The organism is Gottfriedia acidiceleris, assembly GCF_050457485.1.
GTDB classification, from domain to species: domain Bacteria; phylum Bacillota; class Bacilli; order Bacillales; family Bacillaceae_G; genus Gottfriedia; species Gottfriedia acidiceleris_D.
Map to the genome: position 1 here is coordinate 1 of NZ_JBCMJM010000024.1, position 24,522 is coordinate 24,522.

A 24,522-nucleotide genomic window follows, 5' to 3' on the forward strand; every position below is an offset into this window, starting at 1 on the left:
CTGGTAAACAAAAACATCAGCCTAATAGCTGATGTTTTTTTTGTTACCTAAAAATGCTCAAACGAAATAGATCAAGTTAATAATTTTTTTAATAAAAGTAAAAAGGAAAAAAAGCTTCTTAAAAGAATTGTATAACATATATATATATATACTGATAAAGAAAAATCGCCAATTGGCGAGCCTTTAGGTAAAGACAGAGAGGATATAGCACTTATATTTAATACCCCAAATTGAAAAATACGTCAATTTTTCTTATAGGCTACCAATTTATACAATTCTTAATGGTAAAAAAGATTAAGAGCTGTATCGTTTGGAAAAAATGGTAAAGAGATAATAGTTGAAATTTTTCATGAAAGGAATATAATAATAGTCAAAGATAGTCAAAGTCAGTAAAGGTGGTAAATAGATGAAGAATATATCAGATATTATTGAACAATATCTAATGAACTACTTTGACATATCCGATAAAGATTATGTCGAGATAAAAAGAAGTGAAATAGCGAATAAATTTGATTGTGTACCTTCTCAAATAAATTATGTAATTAATACTAGATTCACATTAGAAAGAGGATATGTAGTAGAAAGTAAACGCGGTGGTGGCGGGTATATTCGAATTATTAAAGTGCAATTTCATGATAAAGCGAGCGTAATAGATCAAATATTAAGTAGCTTTACTAATAATATTGCACAGTCTAGTTCAGAGGACTATATTCGTCTACTACTTGAAAAGAATGTAATTACTCAAAGAGAAGCAAAAATGATGTTAAGTGTATTAGACCGTTCAGTAATAATGGTTAATTTACCTTATCGAGACGAATTAAGAGCAAGAATGTTCAAGGCAATGCTTAGAAGCTTAAAGTACAAATAGAATATGGAGGTTGCCCATAATGATTTGTCAAGAATGTCAAGAACGTCCGGCAACATTACACTATTCTAAAATTATTAATGGTGAGAAAACAGATATTCACTTATGTGAGAAATGCGCAAATGAATCGAACAATAAACATATTTTTTCTGAAATAGGTGGTTATTCTGTAAATGATTTATTAGCTGGATTGTTTAAAGGTAATACTGGTATTTATGAAATGAAGAAAAATAAATTTCATCAAGATTCACAAATTGATTGTCCTAGATGTAAGATGACTTTTCAAAAATTTACTAAAATTGGACGTTTAGGTTGTTCTACTTGTTATGAAACATTTATGGATCAGATGAAACCAATTGTTAAAAGAATTCATAGCGGTAATGTATCTCACACAGGGAAAATACCTCAAAAGATTAATGGGGCGATCTCCTTGAAAAGGAAGTTACAAGACTTGAAATCTCAAATGAAAAATTTTATTGATAAAGAAGATTTTGAGCAAGCGATTAAGATTCGGGATGAAATTCGTGAAATTGAGAAAGATTTACAAGCCCTTCAAAAGGAGGTGGAGTAAGTTACATGTCTATTAATCGAATTATTAATGAGGCCATCAGTCCTTGGATGAAACAAGAAGGTCCAGATGATGATATCGTTTTAAGTAGTCGTATTAGGTTAGCTAGAAATTTCAGTGCATATTTGTATCCAACTTTACTAAGTCAAGACAAGGCTAAAGAAATTTGTCATTTAGTTAAACATTATTTTGAAGGTAGTACAGCCTTACCAAACGGACCTTTTGAATATATTGAAATCAATAAGTTAGAACCAGTAGAGAAAAGAGTGTTAATTGAAAAACACTTAATAAGTCCTAATTTAGTTCAAGAGTCGGTACATGGGGCATGTATATTATCTCAGGATGAACAAATTAGTATTATGATTAATGAAGAAGACCATTTAAGAATTCAAGCTCTATTTCCAGGTTTACAACTTAGAGAGGCACTTACTCAAGCGAATCATATTGATAATTATATAGAGAGTCAGCTTGAATATGCTTTTGATGAAACAATTGGTTATTTAACTAGTTGTCCTACTAATGTTGGTACCGGATTAAGGGCCTCAGTGATGATGCATCTGCCAGCACTAGTCATCACGAAACAATTTAACCGTTTAATCCCTACTATTAATCAACTTGGTTTAGTAGTAAGAGGAATTTATGGTGAAGGTAGCGAAGCATTAGGTAATATCTTTCAGATTTCGAATCAAATAACATTAGGGAAATCGGAAGAAGAAATAATAGAAGATTTAACGACAATTGTTCAACAACTGATCAAACACGAGAAATCAGCAAGAGATGCACTTGCCAAAACTTCTTTAATTCTTTTAGAAGATCGAGTCTTTCGTTCTTTAGGTACATTGAAATACGGAAGAATAATAGAAACAAAGGAAAGTGCTAAGTGTTTATCGGATGTACAATTAGGGATTGATTTAGGTTTAATTGATGGTTTATCTAAAAACTTTTTACATGAATTAATGATATTAACTCAACCAGGTATTTTACAACAGTATGTAGGTGATCAGCTTACTCCCGAAGAAAGGGATATTAAAAGAGCATCACTAATACGCGAAAGACTATCTAACAAAAATAACTAATTATATGGGAGGAACCAATTATGATGTTTGGTCGATTTACAGAACGTGCTCAAAAAGTATTAGCTCTTTCTCAAGAAGAGGCAATCCGAATTGGACACTCAAATATAGGTACAGAACATATTTTACTAGGACTTGTTCGAGAGGGAGAAGGCATTGCTGCTAAGGCATTACTTGCACTTGGATTAAGCCCAGAGAAAGTACAACAAGAAGTAGAAACATTAATAGGACGTGGCCAGGGAGTTGCTCAAACAGTACACTACACTCCTAGAGCTAAAAAAGTGATTGAATTATCAATGGATGAAGCTCGTAAATTAGGGCATTCATATGTAGGAACAGAACACATCCTTTTAGGATTAATTCGAGAAGGAGAAGGCGTAGCAGCAAGAGTATTAAATAATCTTGGTGTTAGCTTAAATAAAGCTCGTCAACAAGTTCTTCAATTATTAGGTAGCAATGAAAGCTCGTCTAATCATCAAAATGGATCTGCTAATCAAGCAAACACACCGACATTAGACAGCTTAGCTCGTGATTTAACTGTATCAGCTAGAGAGGGTCGCTTAGATCCAGTAATCGGACGTGGTAAAGAAATTCAGCGAGTAATTGAAGTGTTAAGCCGACGCACTAAGAATAATCCAGTATTAATTGGTGAGCCTGGTGTAGGTAAAACAGCTATTGCAGAAGGATTAGCTCAACAAATTGTTAATAATGAAGTACCAGAAATTTTAAGAGATAAACGAGTAATGACACTTGATATGGGTACTGTCGTAGCTGGAACTAAGTACCGTGGTGAATTTGAAGATCGTCTAAAAAAAGTAATGGACGAAATTCGTCAAGCTGGTAATATTATTCTTTTCATTGATGAACTTCATACATTAATTGGTGCAGGTGGAGCTGAAGGTGCAATTGATGCATCTAACATCTTAAAGCCATCATTAGCACGTGGTGAACTACAATGCATCGGTGCAACAACAATTGATGAATACCGTAAATATATCGAAAAAGATGCTGCGTTAGAGCGTCGTTTCCAACCAATTCAAGTTGATCAGCCGAGTGTAGAGGAGTCAATTCAAATTCTTCAAGGCTTACGTGACCGATATGAGGCACATCATAGAGTATCAATTTCTGATCAGGCAATTATTGAAGCTGTAAAACTATCTGATCGATATATTACAGACCGTTTCTTACCAGATAAAGCAATTGATGTTATTGATGAGGCAGGTTCTAAAGTACGATTACGTAGCTTTACAACACCGCCAAATTTAAAAGAATTAGAATTAAAATTAGAGGAAGTTCGTAAAGAGAAAGATGCAGCTGTTCAAAGTCAAGAATTTGAGAAAGCAGCATCATTAAGAGACTCAGAACAAAGATTACGTGAACAATTAGAAGATACAAAACGTCAATGGAAAGAGAAACAAGGTAAAGAAAATTCTGAAGTAACTGTAGAGGATATCGCGAATGTTGTATCATCATGGACTAATATTCCAGTTACAAAACTTGCTCAAACAGAGGCAGATAAACTGTTAAATATGGAAAGCGTTCTTCATAAACGTGTAATTGGTCAAGAAGAAGCAGTAGTAGCAGTTTCTAAAGCTGTAAGACGTGCAAGAGCTGGATTAAAAGATCCAAAACGCCCAATTGGTTCATTTATTTTCTTAGGTCCTACAGGGGTAGGTAAAACTGAGTTGGCTCGAGCATTAGCTGAAACAATTTTCGGCGATGAAGATGCGATGATTCGTATTGATATGTCGGAGTATATGGAAAAACACGCAACTTCTCGTTTAGTAGGAGCACCTCCAGGATATGTAGGATATGATGAAGGTGGTCAATTGACTGAGAAAGTTAGACGTAAACCTTACTCAGTAATTCTATTAGATGAAATTGAGAAAGCTCATCCAGACGTATTTAATATCCTACTTCAAGTATTAGAAGACGGTCGATTAACTGATTCAAAAGGTCGTACAGTGGACTTTAGAAATACGCTTGTTATCATGACATCAAACGTTGGAGCAAGTGCTTTAAAAACAAATAAATATGTTGGATTCAATATTAACGATGGAGAAAAAGATTACAAAGATATGAAAGGAAAAGTATTAGAGGAACTGAAAAAAGCATTCCGTCCTGAATTCCTAAACCGTATCGATGAAACAATCGTCTTCCATTCATTAGAGAAGAAACATATTAAAGAAATTGTTCACTTAATGGTTAATAGCTTAACGAAGCGTTTAAAAGAACAAGAAATTGAACTAGAATTATCAGATGCTGCAATTGATAAAATTTCAGATGAAGGATTCGATGCTGAATACGGAGCTCGTCCATTAAGAAGAGCAATTCAAAAACAAGTAGAGGATCGTTTATCCGAAGAATTATTAAAAGGTAATATAGAAAAAGGCCGAAAAGTTATTCTTGATGTAAAGGATAATGAATATTTGATTAGATCAGCGGCTGAAACTGTAAATCAATAAACAATTACAAAGTTCATACCTTTTATGAAGGATAATTGAACAAATTAATTGTAAAGTTATCTAATTTGTGAAAAAGGGCGTGAAGCCCTTTTTCTTATATCAAAAAAGCGTTAGGATAGACTTAGAATACATACTCTATTAATATAGAAAATCATAGTAACAAAAGAGGTACTATACATATGGCTAAAAAGAAAACGAAATTCGTCTGTCAATCTTGTGGATATGAATCAGTTAAGTGGATCGGAAAGTGTCCTGCATGTAACGAGTGGAACACGATGGTTGAGTTTATAGAACAGCCTGCTAGTTCAAGAAGGCTAACATTTAATACAAACGCTACAGTAGAAGGAACGAAGCCAATTTCAATTATGGAAGTTGAAATAGGTACTGAAACTCGTATCGAAACCTCCTTCGATGAGTTTAACCGGGTTTTAGGTGGCGGTATCGTTTTAGGTTCATTAGTATTAATTGGTGGTGACCCGGGAATTGGTAAGTCGACAATGCTATTACAGGTTTCCTCACAATTGGCTAAAAAGGACCATAAAGTTTTATATGTTTCAGGTGAAGAATCCCAGAAGCAAATTAAATTAAGAGCAGAACGACTAGGTGTCGCTACACAAAACTTATATGTTTTATCCGAGACAGATTTGTCTTATATTGCTCGATATATGGATGAGATGTCTCCTGATTTTGTTGTAATTGATTCAATTCAAACAATCTATTTACAAGAAGTGACATCTGCTCCTGGTAGTGTTTCACAAGTACGAGAGTGTACTTCAGAATTAATGAAAATCGCGAAGACAAAAGGTATCCCAATCTTTATAGTAGGGCATGTGACAAAAGAAGGATCAATTGCTGGCCCACGTTTACTGGAACATATGGTAGATGCAGTATTATATTTTGAGGGCGAAAGACATCATACATATCGTATATTAAGGGCAGTTAAAAATCGTTTTGGGTCTACTAATGAAACTGGCATTTTTGAGATGAAAGAGTTAGGATTAGTGGAAGTGCTGAATCCATCGGAAATATTTTTAGAAGAGAGACCTTTTGGAGTAGCAGGTTCAACTGTTGTTGCTTCTATGGAAGGTACTAGACCTGTATTAGTTGAACTACAAGCACTTGTCTCCCCAACGAGCTTTGGAAATGCAAGACGAATGGCAACTGGTATAGATCATAATAGAGTATCATTAATTATGGCTGTATTAGAAAAGAGAATGGGCCTTTTATTACAAAATCAAGATGCTTATTTAAAGGTTGCCGGAGGACTGAAGTTAGATGAGCCAGCTGTAGACTTAGCTGTTGCAGTAAGTATAGCATCAAGCTTTCAAGATAAACCTACTAATCCAACAGATGTAGTAATTGGTGAGATTGGTTTAACAGGAGAAGTTCGAAGGGTATCTAGAATAGAGCAAAGAGTACAAGAAGCAGCAAAACTTGGATTTAAAAGAGCAATAATTCCATCAAAAAATATTGGAGGATGGAGTTTTCCTGAAGGAATGGAAATAATAGGTATTAATACAGTACATGAAGCATTAAAATACGTGTTAGGAGGGTAGAGATGGAGGATCAAAAACAAAAAGCTAAATCAATGTTGCCAGTTTTAGAAATGATCGCTCCAGGTACACCATTGCGTGATGGCATTGATAATGTACTTAGAGCACAGACTGGTGGATTAATTGTTCTTGGCTTTAATGATGAAACAAAAGAAATGGTCGATGGTGGATTTCATATTAATGACCCTTTCTCTCCAGCTAGCTTATATGAATTAGCAAAAATGGATGGAGCACTCATTTTAAATGAAACAGGGACAAAAATCCTGTTAGCAAATGCACAATTGATACCAGATCAATCAATCTTTACAAAAGAAACTGGTATGCGTCATCGAACTGCAGAACGAGTATCAAGACAGACTGGAAACTTAGTAATTGCTATTTCGCAAAGACGTAATGTTATTACCTTGTATAAAGGTAATTTGCGCTATACACTGCGAGATATTGGTGTAATTTTAACAAAAGCTAATCAGGCGATTCAGACTCTTGAAAAATATAAAATTGTGTGGAATCAAGGGATTACTTCACTTAGTATTTTAGAATTTGAAGAGCTAGTTACATTATTTGAAGTTGTAAATGTTTTACATAGTGTTGAAATGGTTCTTCGAATTAAAAATGAAATTAATAACTATGTAATTGAGCTTGGTGATGAAGGAAGACTGATTGAATTACAGTTAATTGAGATCATTTCGGACCTTGAGGAGGAGGCATTACTTTTAATAAAGGATTATCATTATAGTAAGGAACAAGATCCTAAAAGTATTTTGCAAAAACTCCAAGAACTGGCAAATGAAGAATTGTTAGAGGATCATGCCATTATTAAATTGTTAGGTTATCCGAATAACACAAATCTTGAGGAAATGGTAGAGCCTAGAGGGTATCGTATGTTGATGAAAATTTCTAGACTGCCGCCGCTAGTAATTGAAAATTTAACACAGCGATTTAAGCATCTTAAAGGGATTTACAAAGCTACTCTTGCTGAGTTAGATGATGTTGATGGAATAGGTGAAATTCGTGCAAAAAAAATCAAAGAAGGATTAAAACGAATTCAGGAGCAACTGTATATCAATAGACATAACTAAGTTATTTCGTCTAAGATAGAGTTATTATTTATTTAAAGGAGGTGGCGAATTGATAAAGAGGATCGTTCAAGTTATTTATATTTTTGTCGGAAGTACTTTAGGTTTAGTACTTTTTCCACTGTTAGATAAACTGTTAAAAACAGAGTTACCTAATATATTGCATAATTCTTATGTGCAAGCTTTAAGTGGAGCAGTGATCTTTTTTATTTTATCGCTTTGGTTAGTTGATCCAACAGTAACGTTTATCAAGTATATTGAGGAGAAATTATTAAAAGCTCCTATTTCAATGATTTTGTTTGGTAGTTTAGGACTTGTTTTTGGACTTATTCTGGCATTTCTTATTTCATTGCCAATTGACTCAATTAGATTACAGTATGTTTCATCTATTATTCAAATAGTAGTTACGATTTTATTAGGATATTTAGGCTTTCAAGTTGGGATTAAAAAGAGAGAAGAATTATTGAGTTTATTTACTTTATCTTCAAAAGCCAAGAAAAAGGCTGCTGAAGAGCAAGATTCATCATTCGATATTCCAGTTAAAATTTTAGATACTAGTGTAATCATTGATGGTCGTATTGCTGATATATGCCAAACTGGATTCATAGAAGGAACAATTGTGATTCCACAATTTGTATTAGCAGAATTACAATATATAGCTGATTCCTCAGATACGTTAAAACGAAATAGAGGACGAAGAGGATTAGATATTCTAAATAGAATTCAAAAAGAGCTAGCTATGAAAGTTGAAATTTACGAAGGGGATTTTGAAGATGTTCCTGAAGTAGATGCCAAATTAGTAAAGCTTACTAAATTAAAAAATGGTATTTTAGTGACAAATGACTTTAATTTAAATAAAGTAAGTGAACTTCAGCAAATTAAAGTTTGGAATATTAACGATCTAGCAAATGCAATTAAACCAGTAGTATTACCTGGGGAAGTATTAACTGCTTTTGTAGTAAAAGAAGGTAAAGAAAAATTACAAGGTGTTGCATATTTAGACGATGGTACAATGATCGTTGTAGAAGACGGTAAAGAATCAATTGGTAAACGAGTAGAGACAGTCGTTACGAGCGTACTACAAACTTCTGCAGGTCGTATGATTTTTGCAAAAGTAAAGTAAGTTAGAGGGGTATACGTAAAATGCAATATAAGGTCATCATTCCAGCAGCGGGTTCTGGCTCACGAATGGGTGCAGGCTATAATAAATTATTTCTAAAAATAATTAGCTCGCCAATTATTGAATTAACTTTAAAAGTATTTGGCGAAGATCATCGTTGCAATGAGATTATCTTACCGATTAAAGAATCTGAAAAACAGTTCTTTGAAACTTTAAATTTGCCAAGCTTTATTCAAAATAAAATTACCTATGTAAAAGGTGGAGCAGAAAGGCAAGAAAGTGTTTATAATGGTTTAGTTTCAATTAAGGATACTGAAAGTTTTATTTTAGTACACGATGGGGCGAGACCTTTTGTGACAAATGCAGTGATTGAGCGGATTCTTGAAAAGATGAGTGAACATGAGGCAGTCATCTGTGCAGTTCCGATGAAAGATACAATAAAGAAAGTTATTGATCAAGAAGTCGTTGAAACAATCGATCGTTCTACACTTTGGGGAGTACAGACTCCCCAAGCTTTTACATACCAATGCTTAATAGAAGCTCATCAAAAAGCAATCGAAAATGGTTATTTAGGAACTGATGATGCTAGCTTAGTTGAATGGAACGGAAGTAAAGTTTTTGTAGTAAATGGAGATTATAACAATATTAAAGTAACAACTAAAGAAGATTTGTTTTTTGCTGAAACAATCTATGAACAATATAGAGGTTAGAAGGTGTTTACATGTTTAGAATTGGACAAGGGTTTGATGTTCACGCTTTTGCAGAAAATCGCCCGTTAATTATTGGTGGAATTGAGATCCCATACGAATTAGGTTTATTAGGTCATTCTGATGCCGATGTTCTTCTTCATACAATATCGGATGCATTACTAGGGGCTATTGGTGAAGGAGATATAGGTAGACATTTCCCGGATACGGATCCAGCTTTTAAAGATGCTGATTCAGCAAAACTACTTCAACACGTATTTCATATTGTTAAGGATAAAGGCTATGAGTTAGTTAACGCGGATTGTACGATTATTGCTCAAGCGCCTAAAATGGCACCATATATCCAATTAATGAGAGAGAGAATTGCAGAACTGCTTGAAACGACATCTGATTGTATTAATGTTAAAGCAACAACAACTGAAAAATTAGGTTTTACAGGAAGAAAAGAAGGAATTGCATCCCAAGCGGTTGTATTGTTACAAAAGAAGGCTTAAACTAATAAAGTATATTAATTATTCAGTGGAGAGTGTCTATAAATGTCAAATAGAGTAAGAGTTCGTTATGCACCTAGTCCGACAGGTCATTTACATATTGGAAATGCACGTACAGCATTATACGTATATTTATTTGCTAAGCATTTTAACGGTGATATGGTATTACGTATTGAAGATACTGATATCGAACGTAATGTTGAAGGTGGCGAAGAAAGCCAAGCGAAATATTTACACTGGTTAGGTATTGATTGGGATGAGGGTCCAGATAAAGGTGGCGAGTACGGTCCTTATCGTCAGCTAGAAAGACTAGACTTATACAAACAATATGCTAATGAATTAGTTGAGAATGGTCATGCATACAAGTGCTATTGTACAGAGGAAGAGCTTGCAGCGGAACGTGAAGCGCAATTAGCGGCTGGTCATCCAACTACACGTTATAGCGGAAAATGCCGTCATTTAACAGCTGAAGAAAGAGCTGTTAAAGAAGCAGCAAGTGCAGAGTACACTATTCGTTTTGCAGTACCAGCAAACGATACGTATGAGTGGGAAGATATCGTTCGTGGAAATATTAAATTTGAATCAAAAGATATCGGTGACTGGGTTCTTGTTAAAAAGAACGGAATCGCTACTTATAACTACGCGGTAGTAGTTGACGATGCATTAATGAAGATTAGTCACGTACTGCGCGGGGAAGAGCATATTTCTAATACTCCTAAACAAATAATGGTATATCGTGCATTAAATTGGGATGCTCCAGATTTTGGTCATATGGCAGTAATTGTGAATGAAAACCGTAAAAAGCTTTCAAAACGTGACGAATCTGTATTACAATTTATTGAACAATATCAAAATCTTGGTTACTTACCGGAAGCATTATTTAACTTTATTGCTCTTCTTGGTTGGTCACCAGTTGGTGAAGAAGAAATTTTCAGCAAAGATGAATTTATTAAGATTTTCGATCCAAGTCGTTTAAGTTCTGCTCCTGCTATGTTTGATAAGCAAAAATTAACTTGGATTAACAACCGATATATTAAAGAGCAACCATTAGAAAAAGTGGTAGAAATTTCTTTACCACATCTAATTAAAGCTGGTTTTGTAAATGAAGAACGCACTGCAGACGAAAATCTGTGGGTTACAAATCTAGTAGCTTTATATCAAGACCAAATGAGCTTTGGTGCTGAAATAGTAGAATTATCGAGCTTATTCTTCAAAGAAGTATTAACATTCGGTGAAGAAGAGCAAGCTGTTATTTCTGAAGAGCAAGTGAAGGAAGTACTTTCAGCATTAGTTGATGAACTTAAAGCTTCTGAAGAATTTACAGTTGATTCAATTAAAGCTGCAATGAAATCAGTTCAAAAGTCAACTGGACAAAAAGGCAAAAAGTTATTTATGCCAATTCGTGTTGCAACAACTGGTCAATGTCATGGTCCTGAATTACCAGCAGCGATGACTTTATTAGGAAAAGAAAAAGTTATTGCTCGTTTACAACAAATAATTGGTTAACATTTTGATTAATTTGTAATATATATAAGTAATATTCATATAGGTAAAATGTTGATAGGGAAAAGTAAATGGTTACTCGTTACCCAGAGAGAATCACATTGGTGAAAGTGATTTTAACGGTAGTCATAGAAGTGCCCCCTTGAGTCCTTAGCCGAAAAATACGTTTTAGTAGGCTAGGGCGGTGGAAACCGTTACATTACATGAGTTGAGATAAATTTATTTTATCTAAACAGAGTGGAACCGCGCATAAAGCGTCTCTGTGTATTATATGTACACTGGGACGCTTTTTATTTTTTATAGAGAAAAAAATCAAATTCTTAATAAATTCTTTAAGGGGAAATGAAGATGCTAAAGTACATGAAGGAAGATGTAGCGACGATATTTGAACGCGATCCAGCCGCTACTAGCTATTTAGAAGTTATTCTTACGTATGCTGGTTTACATGCATTATGGCTTTATCGATTTGCTCATTATTTCTATCGGAAAAAATGGCACTTTATTGCAAGGAGTATTTCACAGTTTGCTCGTTTTTTAACAGGAATCGAGATTCACCCAGGGGCGAAAATTGGTCGACGATTTTTTATCGATCATGGAGCAGGAGTCGTAATTGGAGAAACATGTGAAATAGGTGATGATGTTACGATTTATCAAGGAGTAACATTAGGCGGAACCGGTAAGGAAAAAGGTAAGCGACATCCAACCTTATTGAGTGGGGTATTAGTAGCTACGGGAGCAAAAGTTCTGGGGTCAATCACAATCGGAGAAAATGCAAAAATCGGTGCAAATTCAGTTGTACTAAAGGATGTTCCAAATAATACTACGGTTGTTGGTATACCTGGTAAGATAGTTGTTCAAGATGGAATTAGAGTAAATAATCAATTTGATCACTGTGATCTACCTGACCCAGTAGCAGATCGATTACTACAACTAGAAGCGGAATTAGAAGAGCTAAGAAGTTTAATGAGAATATCTGAAAGGAAGTAAAACTATGGCAATTCAAATTTATAATACATTAACAAGAAATAAAGAAGATTTTAAGCCTATAGAAGAAGGCAAGGTCAAAATGTATGTATGTGGACCTACTGTATATAACTATATTCACATTGGTAATGCAAGACCTGCTATTGTTTTTGATACAGTAAGACGCTATTTTGAATATCGTGGATACGAAGTAAACTATGTTTCAAATTTCACTGATGTTGATGATAAGTTAATTAAAGCAGCAAATGAATTAGGCTCAGATGTTCCAACTATTGCAGATCGTTTTATTAATGCATATTTTGAAGATGTTCAAGAACTAGGTTGCAAAACAGCAACGAATCATCCTCGTGTAATGGATAATATGGATATTATTATTGAGTTTATCGATGAGCTAGTAAAAAAAGGTTATGCATATGAATCTGAAGGTGATGTTTACTTCAAAACAAAGGAATTCGATGGTTACGGTAAACTTTCACACCAATCAATTGAAGACCTTCGAATTGGTGAAAGAATTGAAGTTGGCGAAAAGAAAGAAGATCCATTAGATTTTGCCCTATGGAAAGCAGCTAAACCAGGTGAAATATTCTGGGAAAGTCCATGGGGGAAAGGTAGACCAGGGTGGCATATTGAATGCTCAGCAATGGCAAAGAAATACCTTGGAGAAACAATTGATATACATGCAGGCGGTCAAGATTTATCATTTCCACACCATGAGAATGAAATAGCTCAGTCAGAAGCTTTAAGCGGGAAAACTTTTTCAAATTATTGGATGCATAATGGATACATCAATATCGACAACGAAAAAATGTCTAAGTCATTGGGTAATTTTGTATTAGTACATGACATTATTAAAATCGTTGATCCTATGTTATTACGTTTCTTCATGTTATCAGTGCATTATCGTCACCCAATTAACTATAGCGAAGAACTTTTACAAGAAGCTAAAAATGGTTTTGAACGTATTAAAACGGCTTACCAAAATAGTAAACACCGTTTAGAAAGCAGTACTAATTTAACAGAAGATGACAATAAATGGCTAAAAGAAATAGCAGACGAAAAAGCTGTCTTCACAAAAGTAATGGATGATGACTTTAATACGGCTAATGCGATTTCTGTTTTATATCAATTAGCTAAATTGGCAAATCAATATTTACTAGAGACACATACTTCTACGAATGTATTAAATCAATTAGTAGCAACTTTTGATGAATTATCAAATGTACTAGGCATTACACTAGTTAAAGAAGAAGCAATGTTAGATGATGAAATCGAAGCATTAATTCAAAAACGTACAGACGCACGTAAAAATCGTGATTTTGCATTAGCGGACCAAATTCGGGATCAATTAAAAGAAATGAATATAATCATTGAAGATACTCCGCAAGGTATTCGCTGGAAAAGAGGATAACTTCATGATTGAAAGTAACCAAAATATTGATGCTAAACAACTAAATAGTTTAGCACTTGCTTATATAGGTGATGCTGTATATGAAATTTATGTGCGTCATCACCTCCTTGAAAAAGGGACAGTAAGACCTAATCAACTTCACCGAGCAGCAACAAGATTTGTTTCTGCGAAAGGACAAGCTAAAGTAATTAGAGAAATGCTTTTTACTGAGATATTGTCAGATGAAGAAGTTGCAGTTGTTAAAAGGGGCCGTAATGCAAAATCAGGAACTGTACCAAAAAATACGGATGTACAAACCTATCGATACGCAACCGCAATGGAAGCGTTAATTGGATACCATTATTTATTAAAAAATGAAGATAGACTCAATACAATTGTACATTTTGCGATTCAATTTATTGAGAATGAAAAAGGAGCATAATATGTCTGAGGAATTTATTATTGGACGTAATCCAGTTATGGAAGCAATACGTTCAGGTCGTGATATAAATAAAATTTGGGTTAGCGAAGGAGCAAATAAAGGTCAAATCCATAAACTTTTAGAATTAGCTAACCAAAATAAAGTGATAGTTCAAACAGCACCAAACAAGAAATTAGATGGAATGGTTAAAGGAAATCACCAAGGTGTAGTAGCACAAGTGGCTGCATATGAATATGTGGAAATTGATGATTTGTTTGAAGTGGCTAGTAGTCGAAATGAACAACCGTTCTTCTTAATTCTTGATGAAATTGAAGACCCTCATAATTTAGGCTCAATTATGAGAACAGCTGATGCAGTTGGTGCTCATGGAATCATTATTCCAAAGAGAAGAGCGGTAGGTTTAACTTCAGCGGTTGCTAAAGCTTCTACTGGAGCAATTGAATACATTCCAGTAGCTCGAGTAACAAACTTAGCAAGAACTATAGATGAATTAAAAGAAAGAGGAGTTTGGATTTTTGGTACAGATGCAAAAGGTGCTGATGACTATCGAAACATGGATGGCCAAATTTCTCTTGGGTTAATTATTGGTAGCGAAGGTAAAGGCATGAGCAGGATCTTAAAGGAAAAATGTGATTTCCTAATTAAGTTACCAATGGTCGGTAAAGTTACATCGTTAAATGCGTCTGTTGCGGCTAGTTTATTAATGTATGAAATATATCGTAAGAGACATCCGCTTGGATCATAAAAAGAAAGAGATTCTTATTGTAGATGGTTATAACATGATTGGAGCTTGGCCGAATCTTAGAAAACTTCGAGAAATTGACTTTGATAAATCACGTGATTATCTAATTACTCAACTTGCCGAGTATAAAGCATACACAGGGATGTATATAATTGTTGTATTTGATGCTCATTTTGTAAATGGAATCGAGAAGGTCGACAAGAATTCAAAGGTCGAAGTGATTTTTACTCGAAAAAACCAAACGGCTGATGAAAAAATTGAAAAACTTGCAATTGAGCTTCGTCATGTTAACCATCATATTTATGTTGCGACATCTGACTTTACTGAGCAATGGCAAATATTTGGACAAGGTGCACTTCGTATACCTGCAATGGAACTATATCGATCGGTTACTCAAAATAAAAAAATGATAAGTAGTCGAATTAGTGAAATACCTGATCAAAGACTGACGATTAGTAAGACTTTAAATTCGAAACAAACAGAAATTTTAGAAAAATGGCGAAGAGGGGAACGATGACTTATTGTTTCCTTCTTCTTTGTGCTGTATAATTTAATTAAATTGTTTGGTCGGAGGTGCTAATTTTGAACGTTGAACAGGAATTGAAGCTAATGATAGAGTATGGCCCTTTAGAAGATGAGGTAATTCTCGAATATGTTCGAGAGGGTGATCAAGAGGCACTAACATTTTTAATTCAAAAGTACCGAAATTTCGTTAAAGCAAAGTCTAGGTCTTATTTCCTAATAGGAGCTGACCGTGAAGACATCATTCAAGAAGGTATGATTGGATTATACAAAGCAATTCGTGATTACAAAGAAGACAAACTTTCGTCTTTCAAGGCGTTTGCAGAATTATGCATTACAAGACAAATTATTACAGCGATTAAAACAGCAACTAGACAAAAGCACATCCCATTAAATTCTTATGTTTCATTGGACAAGCCTATTTATGATGAGGAATCTGATCGTACATTATTGGATGTTTTAACAGAAACAAAAAACATGGATCCAGAGGAACTTGTGATCAATCAAGAAGAAAATGTGGACATAGAGCTTAAAATGTCTGAATTATTAAGCGATTTAGAAAGAAAAGTATTATCACTTTATTTAGATGGTCGATCTTACCAAGAAATATCAGAAGAGTTAAACAGACATGTAAAATCGATTGATAATGCTCTTCAACGAGTAAAAAGAAAGCTTGAAAGATATATGGAAATTAGAGAACTATCAGTTTAATTAGATCAAAGAATTTCCTTTGTAAATCAAAATAATATATAGGAATACAAGGGTTTAGTAATGAATTTGACAGTTTATATTTCACATGGTACATTCTAAATGGATAATTATAAGATGAATTAGGTTGGTGTCACCATGAGAAAAAAAGTTGTCCTGTCGTGCGCTAATTGCAATAATAGAAATTACTCCACGATGAAGAATTCCTCTTCTGTAGAACGTTTGGAGATGAAAAAGTTTTGTAAAACATGCAATGAGCATACTACACATAAAGAAACAAAATAAACGAAGTAAGATAAATGAAAATTGCGAATGTCCTTATTCATTATATTAACTTAAGATTCAGCACTATTTTTTGGACAAGGCGGACGTTTCGTAAATCTCTAAACTAGTATATATGGGGGTTGCATCTGTGGGTCGTATCGGTAAGTTTTTTCGCGAAGTAAAAAGTGAAATGAAAAAAGTTTCATGGCCTAAACGTAAAGAATTAGTTAATTCAACAGTTACAGTATTAGCTACAGTTTTATTCTTTGTAGTATTCTTCGCTGTAATTGACACAGGACTTTCTAAACTAATTCGACTTATTCTTGAATAAGTTAAAACTAATTGTGCTATAATGAGTGATAATGTTTAAAAAAAAGCCCGGTGACGGGTTTTTTAATTTGCAAAGAAAGTTGACCGGGGAGGGAAGGACAAGTAGTCCTCTAACATGGAAAAAAGATGGTATGTAGTTCATACTTACTCAGGATATGAGAATAAAGTAAAAGCGAATTTAGAAAAACGTGTAGAAACAATGGGAATGCAGGATAAAATTTTCCGTGTAATAGTTCCAGAAGAATCAGAAGTAGAAATGAAGAACGGTAAAGAGAAAGTAACGAAACGTAAAGTGTTTCCAGGTTATGTGTTAGTTGAACTAGTTATGACTGACGATTCTTGGTATGTAGTTCGAAATACACCGGGAGTAACTGGTTTCGTTGGCTCGGCAGGATCTGGTTCAAAACCAACCCCACTTTTAGAAGAAGAAATTACTCATATTCTAAAACATATGGGTCTAGATGAACAAACAATTGATTTTGATTTAGATGTAAATGAAGTTGTTCGATTAAAAGAAGGTCCATTTGCGAATTATACTGGATCAATTAAAGAAATTGACTTCGAAAAGAAAAAAGTGACTGTGTTAGTAGAATTCTTTAATAAAGAAACACCGGTAGAATTGGATTTACACCTTATTGAAAAATTATAATACAAGACCTTGCATTTTTAATTTGAAAATGTTAGACTTTTAAAGGTCAATATGCATCGAAAAGATGATATTAACTTCTGTATAAGAATATGCATGCAAATGCAAAACGATATGAGTGGGAGGGTGTAAAAACCCGTTACCACATCACGGACTTAAGGAGGTGTGTCTCGTGGCTAAAAAAGTAATTAAAATGGTAAAATTGCAAATTCCTGCAGGAAAAGCAAACCCAGCACCACCAGTTGGTCCTGCACTAGGACAAGCAGGTGTTAACATCATGGGATTCTGTAAAGAGTTCAACGCTCGTACAGCTGACCAAGCTGGTCTAATTATTCCTGTTGAAATCACTGTATTCGAAGATCGTTCGTTTACATTTATTACGAAAACTCCTCCTGCTGCTGTACTTCTTAAAGTAGCGGCTGGTATTGAGTCTGGTTCTGGTGAACCAAATCGTAAAAAAGTAGCAACAGTTAAACGCGATAAAGTGCGTGAGATTGCTGAACAAAAAATGCCTGACTTAAATGCTGCTTCTGTTGAAGCTGCTATGCGTATGGTAGAAGGTACTGCACGTAGTATGGGTATCGTTATTGAAGACTAATCCCATCTTCAATAAGGTGTGATTGAGGAGGTTGCGAACATCATTTGATGTGTTTTATCGCAACCTTTATTCGTGGGAGGAAAATCCGTTAAAACCACATTAGGAGGAATAAAACATGGCTAACAAAGGTAAAAAATACCAAGAAGCTATTAAATTAGTAGATCGTACAGCTGTTTACGCAGTAAACGAAGCTGTTGAACTTGTTAAAAAGACTACAACTGTTAACTTCGATGCAACAGTTGAAGTAGCATTCCGTTTAGGAGTAGATCCAAAGAAAGCTGACCAACAAATTCGTGGTGCAGTAGTTCTTCCACACGGTACTGGTAAAGTACAACGTGTATTAGTATTCGCTAAAGGTGAAAAAGCTAAAGAAGCTGAAGCTGCTGGTGCTGATTTCGTAGGCGATGCTGACATGATTAACAAAATCCAACAAGGTTGGTTCGATTTTGATGTAGTAGTAGCAACTCCAGACATGATGGCTGAAGTTGGTAAATTAGGACGTGTATTAGGACCTAAAGGTTTAATGCCAAACCCGAAAACAGGTACAGTTACATTTGACGTAACAAAAGCTGTTAACGAAATCAAAGCTGGTAAAGTTGAATACCGTGTTGATAAAGCAGGTAACATTCACGTACCAATCGGTAAAGTATCTTTCGAAAACGAAAAGTTAGTAGAAAACTTTACAACAATCTTTGAAACAATGGTAAAAGTTAAACCTGCTGCTGCTAAAGGAACATATATGAAGAACGTAGCAATCACTTCAACTATGGGCCCTGGTATCAAAGTAGATCCAGCTAGTTTCTAAGATAAAAAACAAAGTTGACAATTCGACAAGAACTCTCTATAATGGAGATTGTCTTGCTAATTAAATAGACTACCGTAGACAGTAGGTGCTTATGCTTAATATCCTACCGAGGTGTATAACTGATAAATTCGTGCATATACAACCTCCATGTCTTTTTTTGAAAAGTTCGTGGAGGTTTTGCTATGGTTACACTTTTGCGGTATACACACAAAAATCCACAGGAGGTGTAATAAATGAGCGCAGTATTAGAAGCTAAAAAACAAGTTGTATCTGAAGTAGCTGCTAAATTACGTGATAGTAAATCAACAATTGTTGTTGACTACCGTGGTTTAAATGTTGCTGAAGTAACTGAATTACGTAAGCAATTACGTGAAGCTGGCGTTGAGTTCAAAGTTTACAAAAACACTTTAACTCGTCGTGCTGCTGAAGAGGCTGGCTTAGCTGGTTTAAACGAATCATTAACTGGTCCAAACGCAATCGCGTTTAGTACGGAGGATGTAATTGCTCCTGCTAAAGTAATCAACGATTTCGCTAAAAAACACGAAGCTTTAGAAATTAAAGCTGGTGTAATCGAAGGAAACGTTGCTACTGTTGAAGAAGTTAAAGCTCTTGCTGAACTTCCATCTCGCGAAGGTTTACTTTCTATGTTGCTTAGCGTGCTACAAGCACCAATCCGCAACTTCGCTCTTGCAACTAAAGCAGTTGCAGAACAAAAAGAAGAACAAGGCGCTTAATGCCAAGATCGCTTAAAATATATAATTTAAAGGTATAAACAAGGAGGAAATTAACAATGACTAAAGAACAAATCATTGAAGCAGTTAAAAACATGACTGTATTAGAATTAAATGACTTAGTAAAAGCAATCGAAGAAGAGTTCGGCGTAACTGCTGCTGCTCCTGTAGCTATGATGGGTGGCGCTGTAGAAGCTGCTGCTGAGCAAACTGAATTTGATTTAGTATTAGCTAGCCCTGGCGACCAAAAAATCAAAGTTATCAAAGTTGTTCGTGAATTAACTGGTTTAGGATTAAAAGAAGCTAAAGAATTAGTTGACAACACTCCTAAAGCAATTAAAGAAGGAATCAGCAAAGAAGAAGCTGAAGAAATGAAAGCTAAACTTGAAGAAGTTGGCGCTAACGTAGAAGTTAAGTAATTTCTAGATGTTTTTAGAAAAGCTCGCATTTATGCGAGCTTTTTTTGTACATATGGGATTACTTTTGGGAAGACTGTTGATAAGTATATATATGGAAGAAGGATTTTTAATGGCAGATCATTATTTTACAAATCAACCGAATAGTAAAACTGATAAAAAGGTATTTTCATTTACTCTGAGAGGGAATGATTTGAAGTTCCAATCTGATTCAGGTGTTTTTTCTAGGAATGAAGTTGATTTTGGGTCTCGTGTTTTAATTGACATATTCACATTCCCTGAAATTGATGGGGACATATTAGATGTTGGATGCGGGTATGGTCCAATAGGATTATCGATCGCAAAAGATGATTCTAATCGTATGGTGGATATGGTCGATGTGAATTTAAGAGCGATTGAATTAGCGAAAGAAAATGCGAGTGTAAATAAAATAGAAAATGTGAAAATCTATGAAAGTAGCATCTATGAAAATGTAATTGGTGAATATGCAGCTATTTTAACAAATCCGCCAATTCGTGCTGGGAAAATCGTTGTTCATGAAATTTTAAAAGGTGCTCATGATAAATTACTCCCTGGTGGAGAGCTATGGGTAGTTATACAAAAAAAGCAAGGAGCGCCATCTGCGCTTGATTTATTAAAAGAAACTTTCGACGAGGTTGAGGTTGTAAAAAAAGATAAAGGATATTATATCATAAAAAGTAAAAAAGATTGACTGTAAATTTTGCTTGTGATAGTATTATTAAATGCCAATATATATTTATTTTCAAAAAGGATTTTTTGGAAGTGGGTATATTTCTATATTCTTTGGAAATGATAGTAAAATGACTGTCGTTGAGTTTAATAAATGGTTTTCATTTTGAAACCATTTTATTTTTTGTCTAACAAGTAAGGGATATTTTTCTGCTTATTTGTTACTATTTTTTTGTTATAAATACTCTTAATTTAAGGGGTGAATATGTTGACAGGTCAACTAGTTCAATATGGACGACACCGCCAACGCAGAAGTTATGCTCGTATCAGTGAAGTTTTAGAGTTACCTAACTTAATTGAAATTCAAACAGCATCTTACCAATGGTTTTTAGATGAAGGTTTGAGAGAAATGTTCCAAGACATTTCACCAATTGAGGATTTCACAGGTAATCTATCATTAGAATTCATTGATTACAGTTTAGGTGAGCCGAAGTATGTTGTAGAAGAATCAAAAGAGCGTGACGTAAACTACGCTGCTCCGCTTCGAGTAAAAGTTCGCCTATTAAATAAGGAAACTGGCGAAGTTAAGGAGCAAGACGTTTTCATGGGTGATTTCCCATTGATGACGGACACTGGTACATTCATTATTAATGGTGCTGAACGTGTAATCGTTTCACAATTAGTACGTTCTCCGAGTGTGTACTACAGTGGAAAGATCGACAAAAATGGTAAAAAAGGTTTTACGGCTACAGTTATTCCGAACCGTGGTGCTTGGTTAGAGTACGAAACGGACGCGAAGGATGTAGTTTATGTACGTATTGACCGTACAAGAAAATTACCTGTAACGGTACTACTACGTTCGCTTGGGTTTGGTACAGACCAAGAGATTCTAGACTTATTAGGCGAGAATGAATACCTACGTAATACTCTTGAAAAAGATAACACAGATAGCACTGAAAAGGCGCTTCTTGAAATCTATGAAAGATTACGTCCAGGTGAACCACCTACAGTAGAAAACGCTAAAAACCTATTAATTACTCGCTTCTTTGATCCGAAGCGTTATGATTTAGCTAGCGTTGGACGCTACAAAATAAATAAAAAATTACACATTAAAAATAGACTATTTAACCAACGTATTGCAGAAACATTAGTGGATCCAGAAACTGGTGAAATTATTGTAGAAAAAGGGACAACTCTTGATCGCCGTACGTTAGACCGTATTATTCCATTCTTAGAAAAGAATATCGGTGAAAAAGTTGCTCACCCTGCTGCTGGCGTATTAGAAGAAGAGATTACTCTACAATCTATTAAAATTTACGCTCCTGTAGATGATGGTGAACAAGTTATTCAAGTTATTGGAAATGCGAATGTAAGCAAAAGTGTGAAAAACATATCACCTGCGGACATTATTTCTTCAATTTCTTACTTCTTTAACCTGCTACATAACGTAGGTGACACTGACGATATTGACCATTTAGGAAATCGTCGTTTACGTTCAGTTGGTGAATTACTTCAAAACCAATTCCGTATCGGTTTATCTCGTATGGAACGTGTAGTACGTGAACGTATGTCAATTCAAGATACAAACGCAGTTACTCCACAGGCGTTAATTAATATTCGCCCTGTAATTGCTTCAATAAAAGAGTTCTTTGGTAGTTCACAGCTATCTCAATTCATGGACCAAACAAATCCTCTTGCTGAATTAACTCATAAACGAAGACTATCAGCACTTGGACCAGGTGGTTTAACACGTGAACGTGCAGGATTTGAAGTGCGTGACGTTCATTACTCTCACTATGGCCGTATGTGTCCGATTGAAACGCCTGAGGGACCAAACATCGGATTAATTAACTCACTTTCTTCTTATGCAAAAGTAAATCAATTTGGTTTCATTGAAACTCCATATCGTCGTGTAGACTCTGAAACTGGTCGTCTAACTGATAAAATTGATTACTTAACTGCTGATGAAGAGGATCTATACGTTGTAGCCCAAGCGAATGCTCGTTTAGGTGAAGATGGTAGTTTCTTAGATGAAGATGTAGTTGCTCGTTTCCGTGGAGACAACACTGTTGTAAAACGTGAGCGTATTGACTACATGGATGTATCTCCAAAACAAGTAGTATCAGCTGCGACAGCATGTATTCCTTTCTTAGAGAACGATGACTCAAACCGTGCCCTAATGGGAGCGAACATGCAACGTCAAGCAGTACCATTATTAAACCCTGAATCTCCAATCGTAGGTACAGGTATGGAATACGTTTCAGCAAAAGACTCTGGTGCTGCAGTAATTTGTAAACACCCAGGTATCGTTGAACGTGTTGAAGCGAAAGAAGTTTGGGTACGTCGCTACTCAGAAGTAGATGGACAAAAAGTTAAAGGTGACCTTGATAAATATCGTATGTTAAAATTCGTGCGTTCTAACCAAGGTACTTGTTATAACCAACGCCCAATCGTAAGTGTTGGTGACGAAGTAGTAAGAGGCGAAATTCTTGCAGATGGACCTTCGATGGAAAAAGGTGAATTAGCACTAGGACGTAACGTATTAGTAGCATTCATGACATGGGATGGTTACAACTACGAGGATGCGATCATTATGAGTCGCCGTCTTGTTAAAGAAGATGTTTACACTTCAGTTCATATTGAAGAATATGAATCAGAAGCTCGTGATACAAAATTAGGACCTGAAGAAATCACTCGTGATATTCCAAACGTCGGTGAAGATGCACTTAAAAATCTTGATGAGCGTGGAATTATCCGAATTGGTGCAGAAGTAAAAGATGGAGATTTATTAGTTGGTAAAGTAACGCCTAAAGGTGTAACTGAATTAACTGCTGAAGAGCGTCTTCTACATGCAATCTTCGGTGAAAAAGCTCGTGAAGTTCGTGATACATCTTTACGTGTTCCACACGGTGGAGGCGGAATTATTCTTGATGTGAAAGTATTCACTCGTGAGAACGGTGATGAGCTACCACCAGGAGTAAACCAACTTGTTCGTGTTTATATCGTTCAGAAACGTAAAATCTCTGAAGGGGATAAAATGGCTGGACGACATGGTAATAAAGGGGTTATCTCTCGTATTTTACCAGAAGAAGATATGCCATTCTTACCTGATGGAACGCCAGTTGATATCATGTTAAATCCATTAGGGGTACCTTCTCGTATGAACATCGGTCAGGTGTTAGAGCTACACTTAGGTATGGCTGCAAGATATCTTGGCATTCATGTTGCTTCTCCAGTATTTGACGGAGCGCGTGAGGAAGATGTTTGGGGAACAATTGAAGAAGCTGGTATGGCACGTGATGCGAAAACTGTACTTTATGATGGACGTACAGGTGAGCCATTCGATAACCGTGTATCTGTTGGTGTCATGTATATGATTAAACTTGCACACATGGTTGACGATAAGCTACATGCTCGTTCAACAGGACCTTACTCACTTGTTACGCAACAACCACTTGGTGGTAAAGCACAATTTGGTGGACAACGTTTTGGTGAGATGGAGGTTTGGGCACTTGAAGCATACGGTGCTGCATACACATTACAAGAAATCTTAACAGTTAAATCTGATGACGTTGTTGGACGTGTGAAAACATATGAAGCAATCGTTAAAGGTGAAAATGTACCGGAACCAGGTGTTCCTGAATCATTCAAAGTATTAATTAAAGAATTACAGTCACTTGGTATGGATGTTAAGATGATGTCTGCTACAGACGAAGAAATTGAAATGCGTGATACTGAAGATGATGATGATCAAAATTCAGAACATTTAGCGATGGATATGGAATACGTAAAAGAATAAGTATTATATAGGGTAAAACCTTAGGACAGAAAGGGAG

The 24,522-nt window shown here is 35.2% G+C and carries 25 protein-coding genes and 2 other annotated features; all 25 genes read left to right on the forward strand.

Annotation, left to right across the window (positions count from 1 at the left end; all coding sequences use genetic code 11):
* Nucleotides 1-406: 406 nt before the first annotated feature.
* On the forward strand, nucleotides 407-868 hold the full coding sequence (locus tag ABEY15_RS21840) for a CtsR family transcriptional regulator (RefSeq protein WP_429892150.1): 462 nt from the start codon (nucleotides 407-409) through the stop codon (nucleotides 866-868).
* 19 nt (nucleotides 869-887) lie between these two features.
* The gene (locus ABEY15_RS21845) at nucleotides 888-1,436 is read left to right on the forward strand and encodes a UvrB/UvrC motif-containing protein (protein WP_429892151.1); all 549 of its coding nucleotides are present in this window, start codon (nucleotides 888-890) and stop codon (nucleotides 1,434-1,436) included.
* A 5-nt stretch (nucleotides 1,437-1,441) separates the two neighbouring features.
* Nucleotides 1,442-2,509, forward strand: coding sequence for a protein arginine kinase (locus ABEY15_RS21850; RefSeq protein ID WP_429892152.1), 1,068 nt, complete (start codon nucleotides 1,442-1,444; stop codon nucleotides 2,507-2,509).
* Nucleotides 2,510-2,529: 20 nt separating this feature from the next.
* The gene (gene clpC, locus ABEY15_RS21855) at nucleotides 2,530-4,971 is read left to right on the forward strand and encodes an ATP-dependent protease ATP-binding subunit ClpC (RefSeq protein ID WP_429892153.1); all 2,442 of its coding nucleotides are present in this window, start codon (nucleotides 2,530-2,532) and stop codon (nucleotides 4,969-4,971) included.
* 179 nt (nucleotides 4,972-5,150) lie between these two features.
* Nucleotides 5,151-6,527, forward strand: a complete 1,377-nt coding sequence (gene radA, locus ABEY15_RS21860; RefSeq protein ID WP_429892154.1) for a DNA repair protein RadA — start codon at nucleotides 5,151-5,153, stop codon at nucleotides 6,525-6,527.
* Between the two features lie 2 nt (nucleotides 6,528-6,529).
* The gene (gene disA / locus ABEY15_RS21865; RefSeq protein WP_129692059.1) at nucleotides 6,530-7,603 is read left to right on the forward strand and encodes a DNA integrity scanning diadenylate cyclase DisA; all 1,074 of its coding nucleotides are present in this window, start codon (nucleotides 6,530-6,532) and stop codon (nucleotides 7,601-7,603) included.
* Nucleotides 7,604-7,652: 49 nt separating this feature from the next.
* On the forward strand, nucleotides 7,653-8,723 hold the full coding sequence (locus ABEY15_RS21870) for a PIN/TRAM domain-containing protein (protein ID WP_429892155.1): 1,071 nt from the start codon (nucleotides 7,653-7,655) through the stop codon (nucleotides 8,721-8,723).
* A gap of 20 nt (nucleotides 8,724-8,743) precedes the next feature.
* Nucleotides 8,744-9,430, forward strand: coding sequence for a 2-C-methyl-D-erythritol 4-phosphate cytidylyltransferase (ispD, locus tag ABEY15_RS21875; protein ID WP_429892156.1), 687 nt, complete (start codon nucleotides 8,744-8,746; stop codon nucleotides 9,428-9,430).
* Nucleotides 9,431-9,441: 11 nt separating this feature from the next.
* Nucleotides 9,442-9,921 carry a 2-C-methyl-D-erythritol 2,4-cyclodiphosphate synthase gene (gene ispF / locus ABEY15_RS21880; RefSeq protein WP_056467343.1) on the forward strand — a complete coding sequence of 160 codons (480 nt, stop codon included), beginning with the start codon at nucleotides 9,442-9,444 and terminating at the stop codon, nucleotides 9,919-9,921.
* Nucleotides 9,922-9,963: 42 nt separating this feature from the next.
* A complete protein-coding gene (gene gltX / locus ABEY15_RS21885) occupies nucleotides 9,964-11,424 on the forward strand; it encodes a glutamate--tRNA ligase (RefSeq protein ID WP_429892157.1) in 1,461 nt (486 codons plus the stop codon).
* Nucleotides 11,425-11,466: 42 nt separating this feature from the next.
* Nucleotides 11,467-11,686: a binding site (T-box leader), on the forward strand.
* Nucleotides 11,687-11,769: 83 nt separating this feature from the next.
* Nucleotides 11,770-12,408 (forward strand): serine O-acetyltransferase, encoded by a 639-nt coding sequence (cysE, locus tag ABEY15_RS21890; protein ID WP_097978211.1) that lies wholly within the window; start codon nucleotides 11,770-11,772, stop codon nucleotides 12,406-12,408.
* Nucleotides 12,409-12,412: 4 nt separating this feature from the next.
* Nucleotides 12,413-13,813, forward strand: coding sequence for a cysteine--tRNA ligase (gene cysS / locus ABEY15_RS21895; protein ID WP_429892158.1), 1,401 nt, complete (start codon nucleotides 12,413-12,415; stop codon nucleotides 13,811-13,813).
* 4 nt (nucleotides 13,814-13,817) lie between these two features.
* Complete coding sequence (locus ABEY15_RS21900; protein ID WP_429892159.1) at nucleotides 13,818-14,234, forward strand: Mini-ribonuclease 3; 417 nt, start codon at nucleotides 13,818-13,820, stop codon at nucleotides 14,232-14,234.
* A gap of 1 nt (nucleotide 14,235) precedes the next feature.
* Nucleotides 14,236-14,979 (forward strand): 23S rRNA (guanosine(2251)-2'-O)-methyltransferase RlmB, encoded by a 744-nt coding sequence (rlmB, locus tag ABEY15_RS21905; protein ID WP_429892161.1) that lies wholly within the window; start codon nucleotides 14,236-14,238, stop codon nucleotides 14,977-14,979.
* Between the two features lie 34 nt (nucleotides 14,980-15,013).
* Nucleotides 15,014-15,493 (forward strand): NYN domain-containing protein, encoded by a 480-nt coding sequence (locus ABEY15_RS21910; protein WP_387332445.1) that lies wholly within the window; start codon nucleotides 15,014-15,016, stop codon nucleotides 15,491-15,493.
* 65 nt (nucleotides 15,494-15,558) lie between these two features.
* On the forward strand, nucleotides 15,559-16,209 hold the full coding sequence (gene sigH / locus ABEY15_RS21915) for an RNA polymerase sporulation sigma factor SigH (RefSeq protein ID WP_056467364.1): 651 nt from the start codon (nucleotides 15,559-15,561) through the stop codon (nucleotides 16,207-16,209).
* A 135-nt stretch (nucleotides 16,210-16,344) separates the two neighbouring features.
* Complete coding sequence (gene rpmG / locus ABEY15_RS21920) at nucleotides 16,345-16,491, forward strand: 50S ribosomal protein L33 (RefSeq protein WP_082459366.1); 147 nt, start codon at nucleotides 16,345-16,347, stop codon at nucleotides 16,489-16,491.
* Between the two features lie 112 nt (nucleotides 16,492-16,603).
* On the forward strand, nucleotides 16,604-16,801 hold the full coding sequence (gene secE, locus ABEY15_RS21925; protein ID WP_235832964.1) for a preprotein translocase subunit SecE: 198 nt from the start codon (nucleotides 16,604-16,606) through the stop codon (nucleotides 16,799-16,801).
* Nucleotides 16,802-16,915: 114 nt separating this feature from the next.
* Nucleotides 16,916-17,449, forward strand: coding sequence for a transcription termination/antitermination protein NusG (nusG, locus tag ABEY15_RS21930; protein WP_097978206.1), 534 nt, complete (start codon nucleotides 16,916-16,918; stop codon nucleotides 17,447-17,449).
* A 169-nt stretch (nucleotides 17,450-17,618) separates the two neighbouring features.
* A complete protein-coding gene (gene rplK / locus ABEY15_RS21935; protein WP_056467373.1) occupies nucleotides 17,619-18,044 on the forward strand; it encodes a 50S ribosomal protein L11 in 426 nt (141 codons plus the stop codon).
* A 115-nt stretch (nucleotides 18,045-18,159) separates the two neighbouring features.
* Entirely contained in the window at nucleotides 18,160-18,849 is a 690-nt protein-coding gene (gene rplA / locus ABEY15_RS21940; protein ID WP_056467376.1) for a 50S ribosomal protein L1, read from the forward strand.
* A 54-nt stretch (nucleotides 18,850-18,903) separates the two neighbouring features.
* Nucleotides 18,904-19,039 (forward strand) — a sequence feature (ribosomal protein L10 leader region).
* 43 nt (nucleotides 19,040-19,082) lie between these two features.
* On the forward strand, nucleotides 19,083-19,583 hold the full coding sequence (rplJ, locus tag ABEY15_RS21945) for a 50S ribosomal protein L10 (protein ID WP_069033603.1): 501 nt from the start codon (nucleotides 19,083-19,085) through the stop codon (nucleotides 19,581-19,583).
* Between the two features lie 56 nt (nucleotides 19,584-19,639).
* Nucleotides 19,640-19,999, forward strand: coding sequence for a 50S ribosomal protein L7/L12 (gene rplL, locus ABEY15_RS21950; RefSeq protein ID WP_069033604.1), 360 nt, complete (start codon nucleotides 19,640-19,642; stop codon nucleotides 19,997-19,999).
* A 109-nt stretch (nucleotides 20,000-20,108) separates the two neighbouring features.
* Complete coding sequence (locus ABEY15_RS21955; protein WP_429892162.1) at nucleotides 20,109-20,708, forward strand: class I SAM-dependent methyltransferase; 600 nt, start codon at nucleotides 20,109-20,111, stop codon at nucleotides 20,706-20,708.
* A 246-nt stretch (nucleotides 20,709-20,954) separates the two neighbouring features.
* Nucleotides 20,955-24,485: a DNA-directed RNA polymerase subunit beta gene (rpoB, locus tag ABEY15_RS21960; RefSeq protein ID WP_429892163.1), complete on the forward strand. Its 3,531-nt coding sequence runs from the start codon at nucleotides 20,955-20,957 to the stop codon at nucleotides 24,483-24,485.
* The last annotated feature ends 37 nt before the right edge of the window (nucleotides 24,486-24,522 follow it).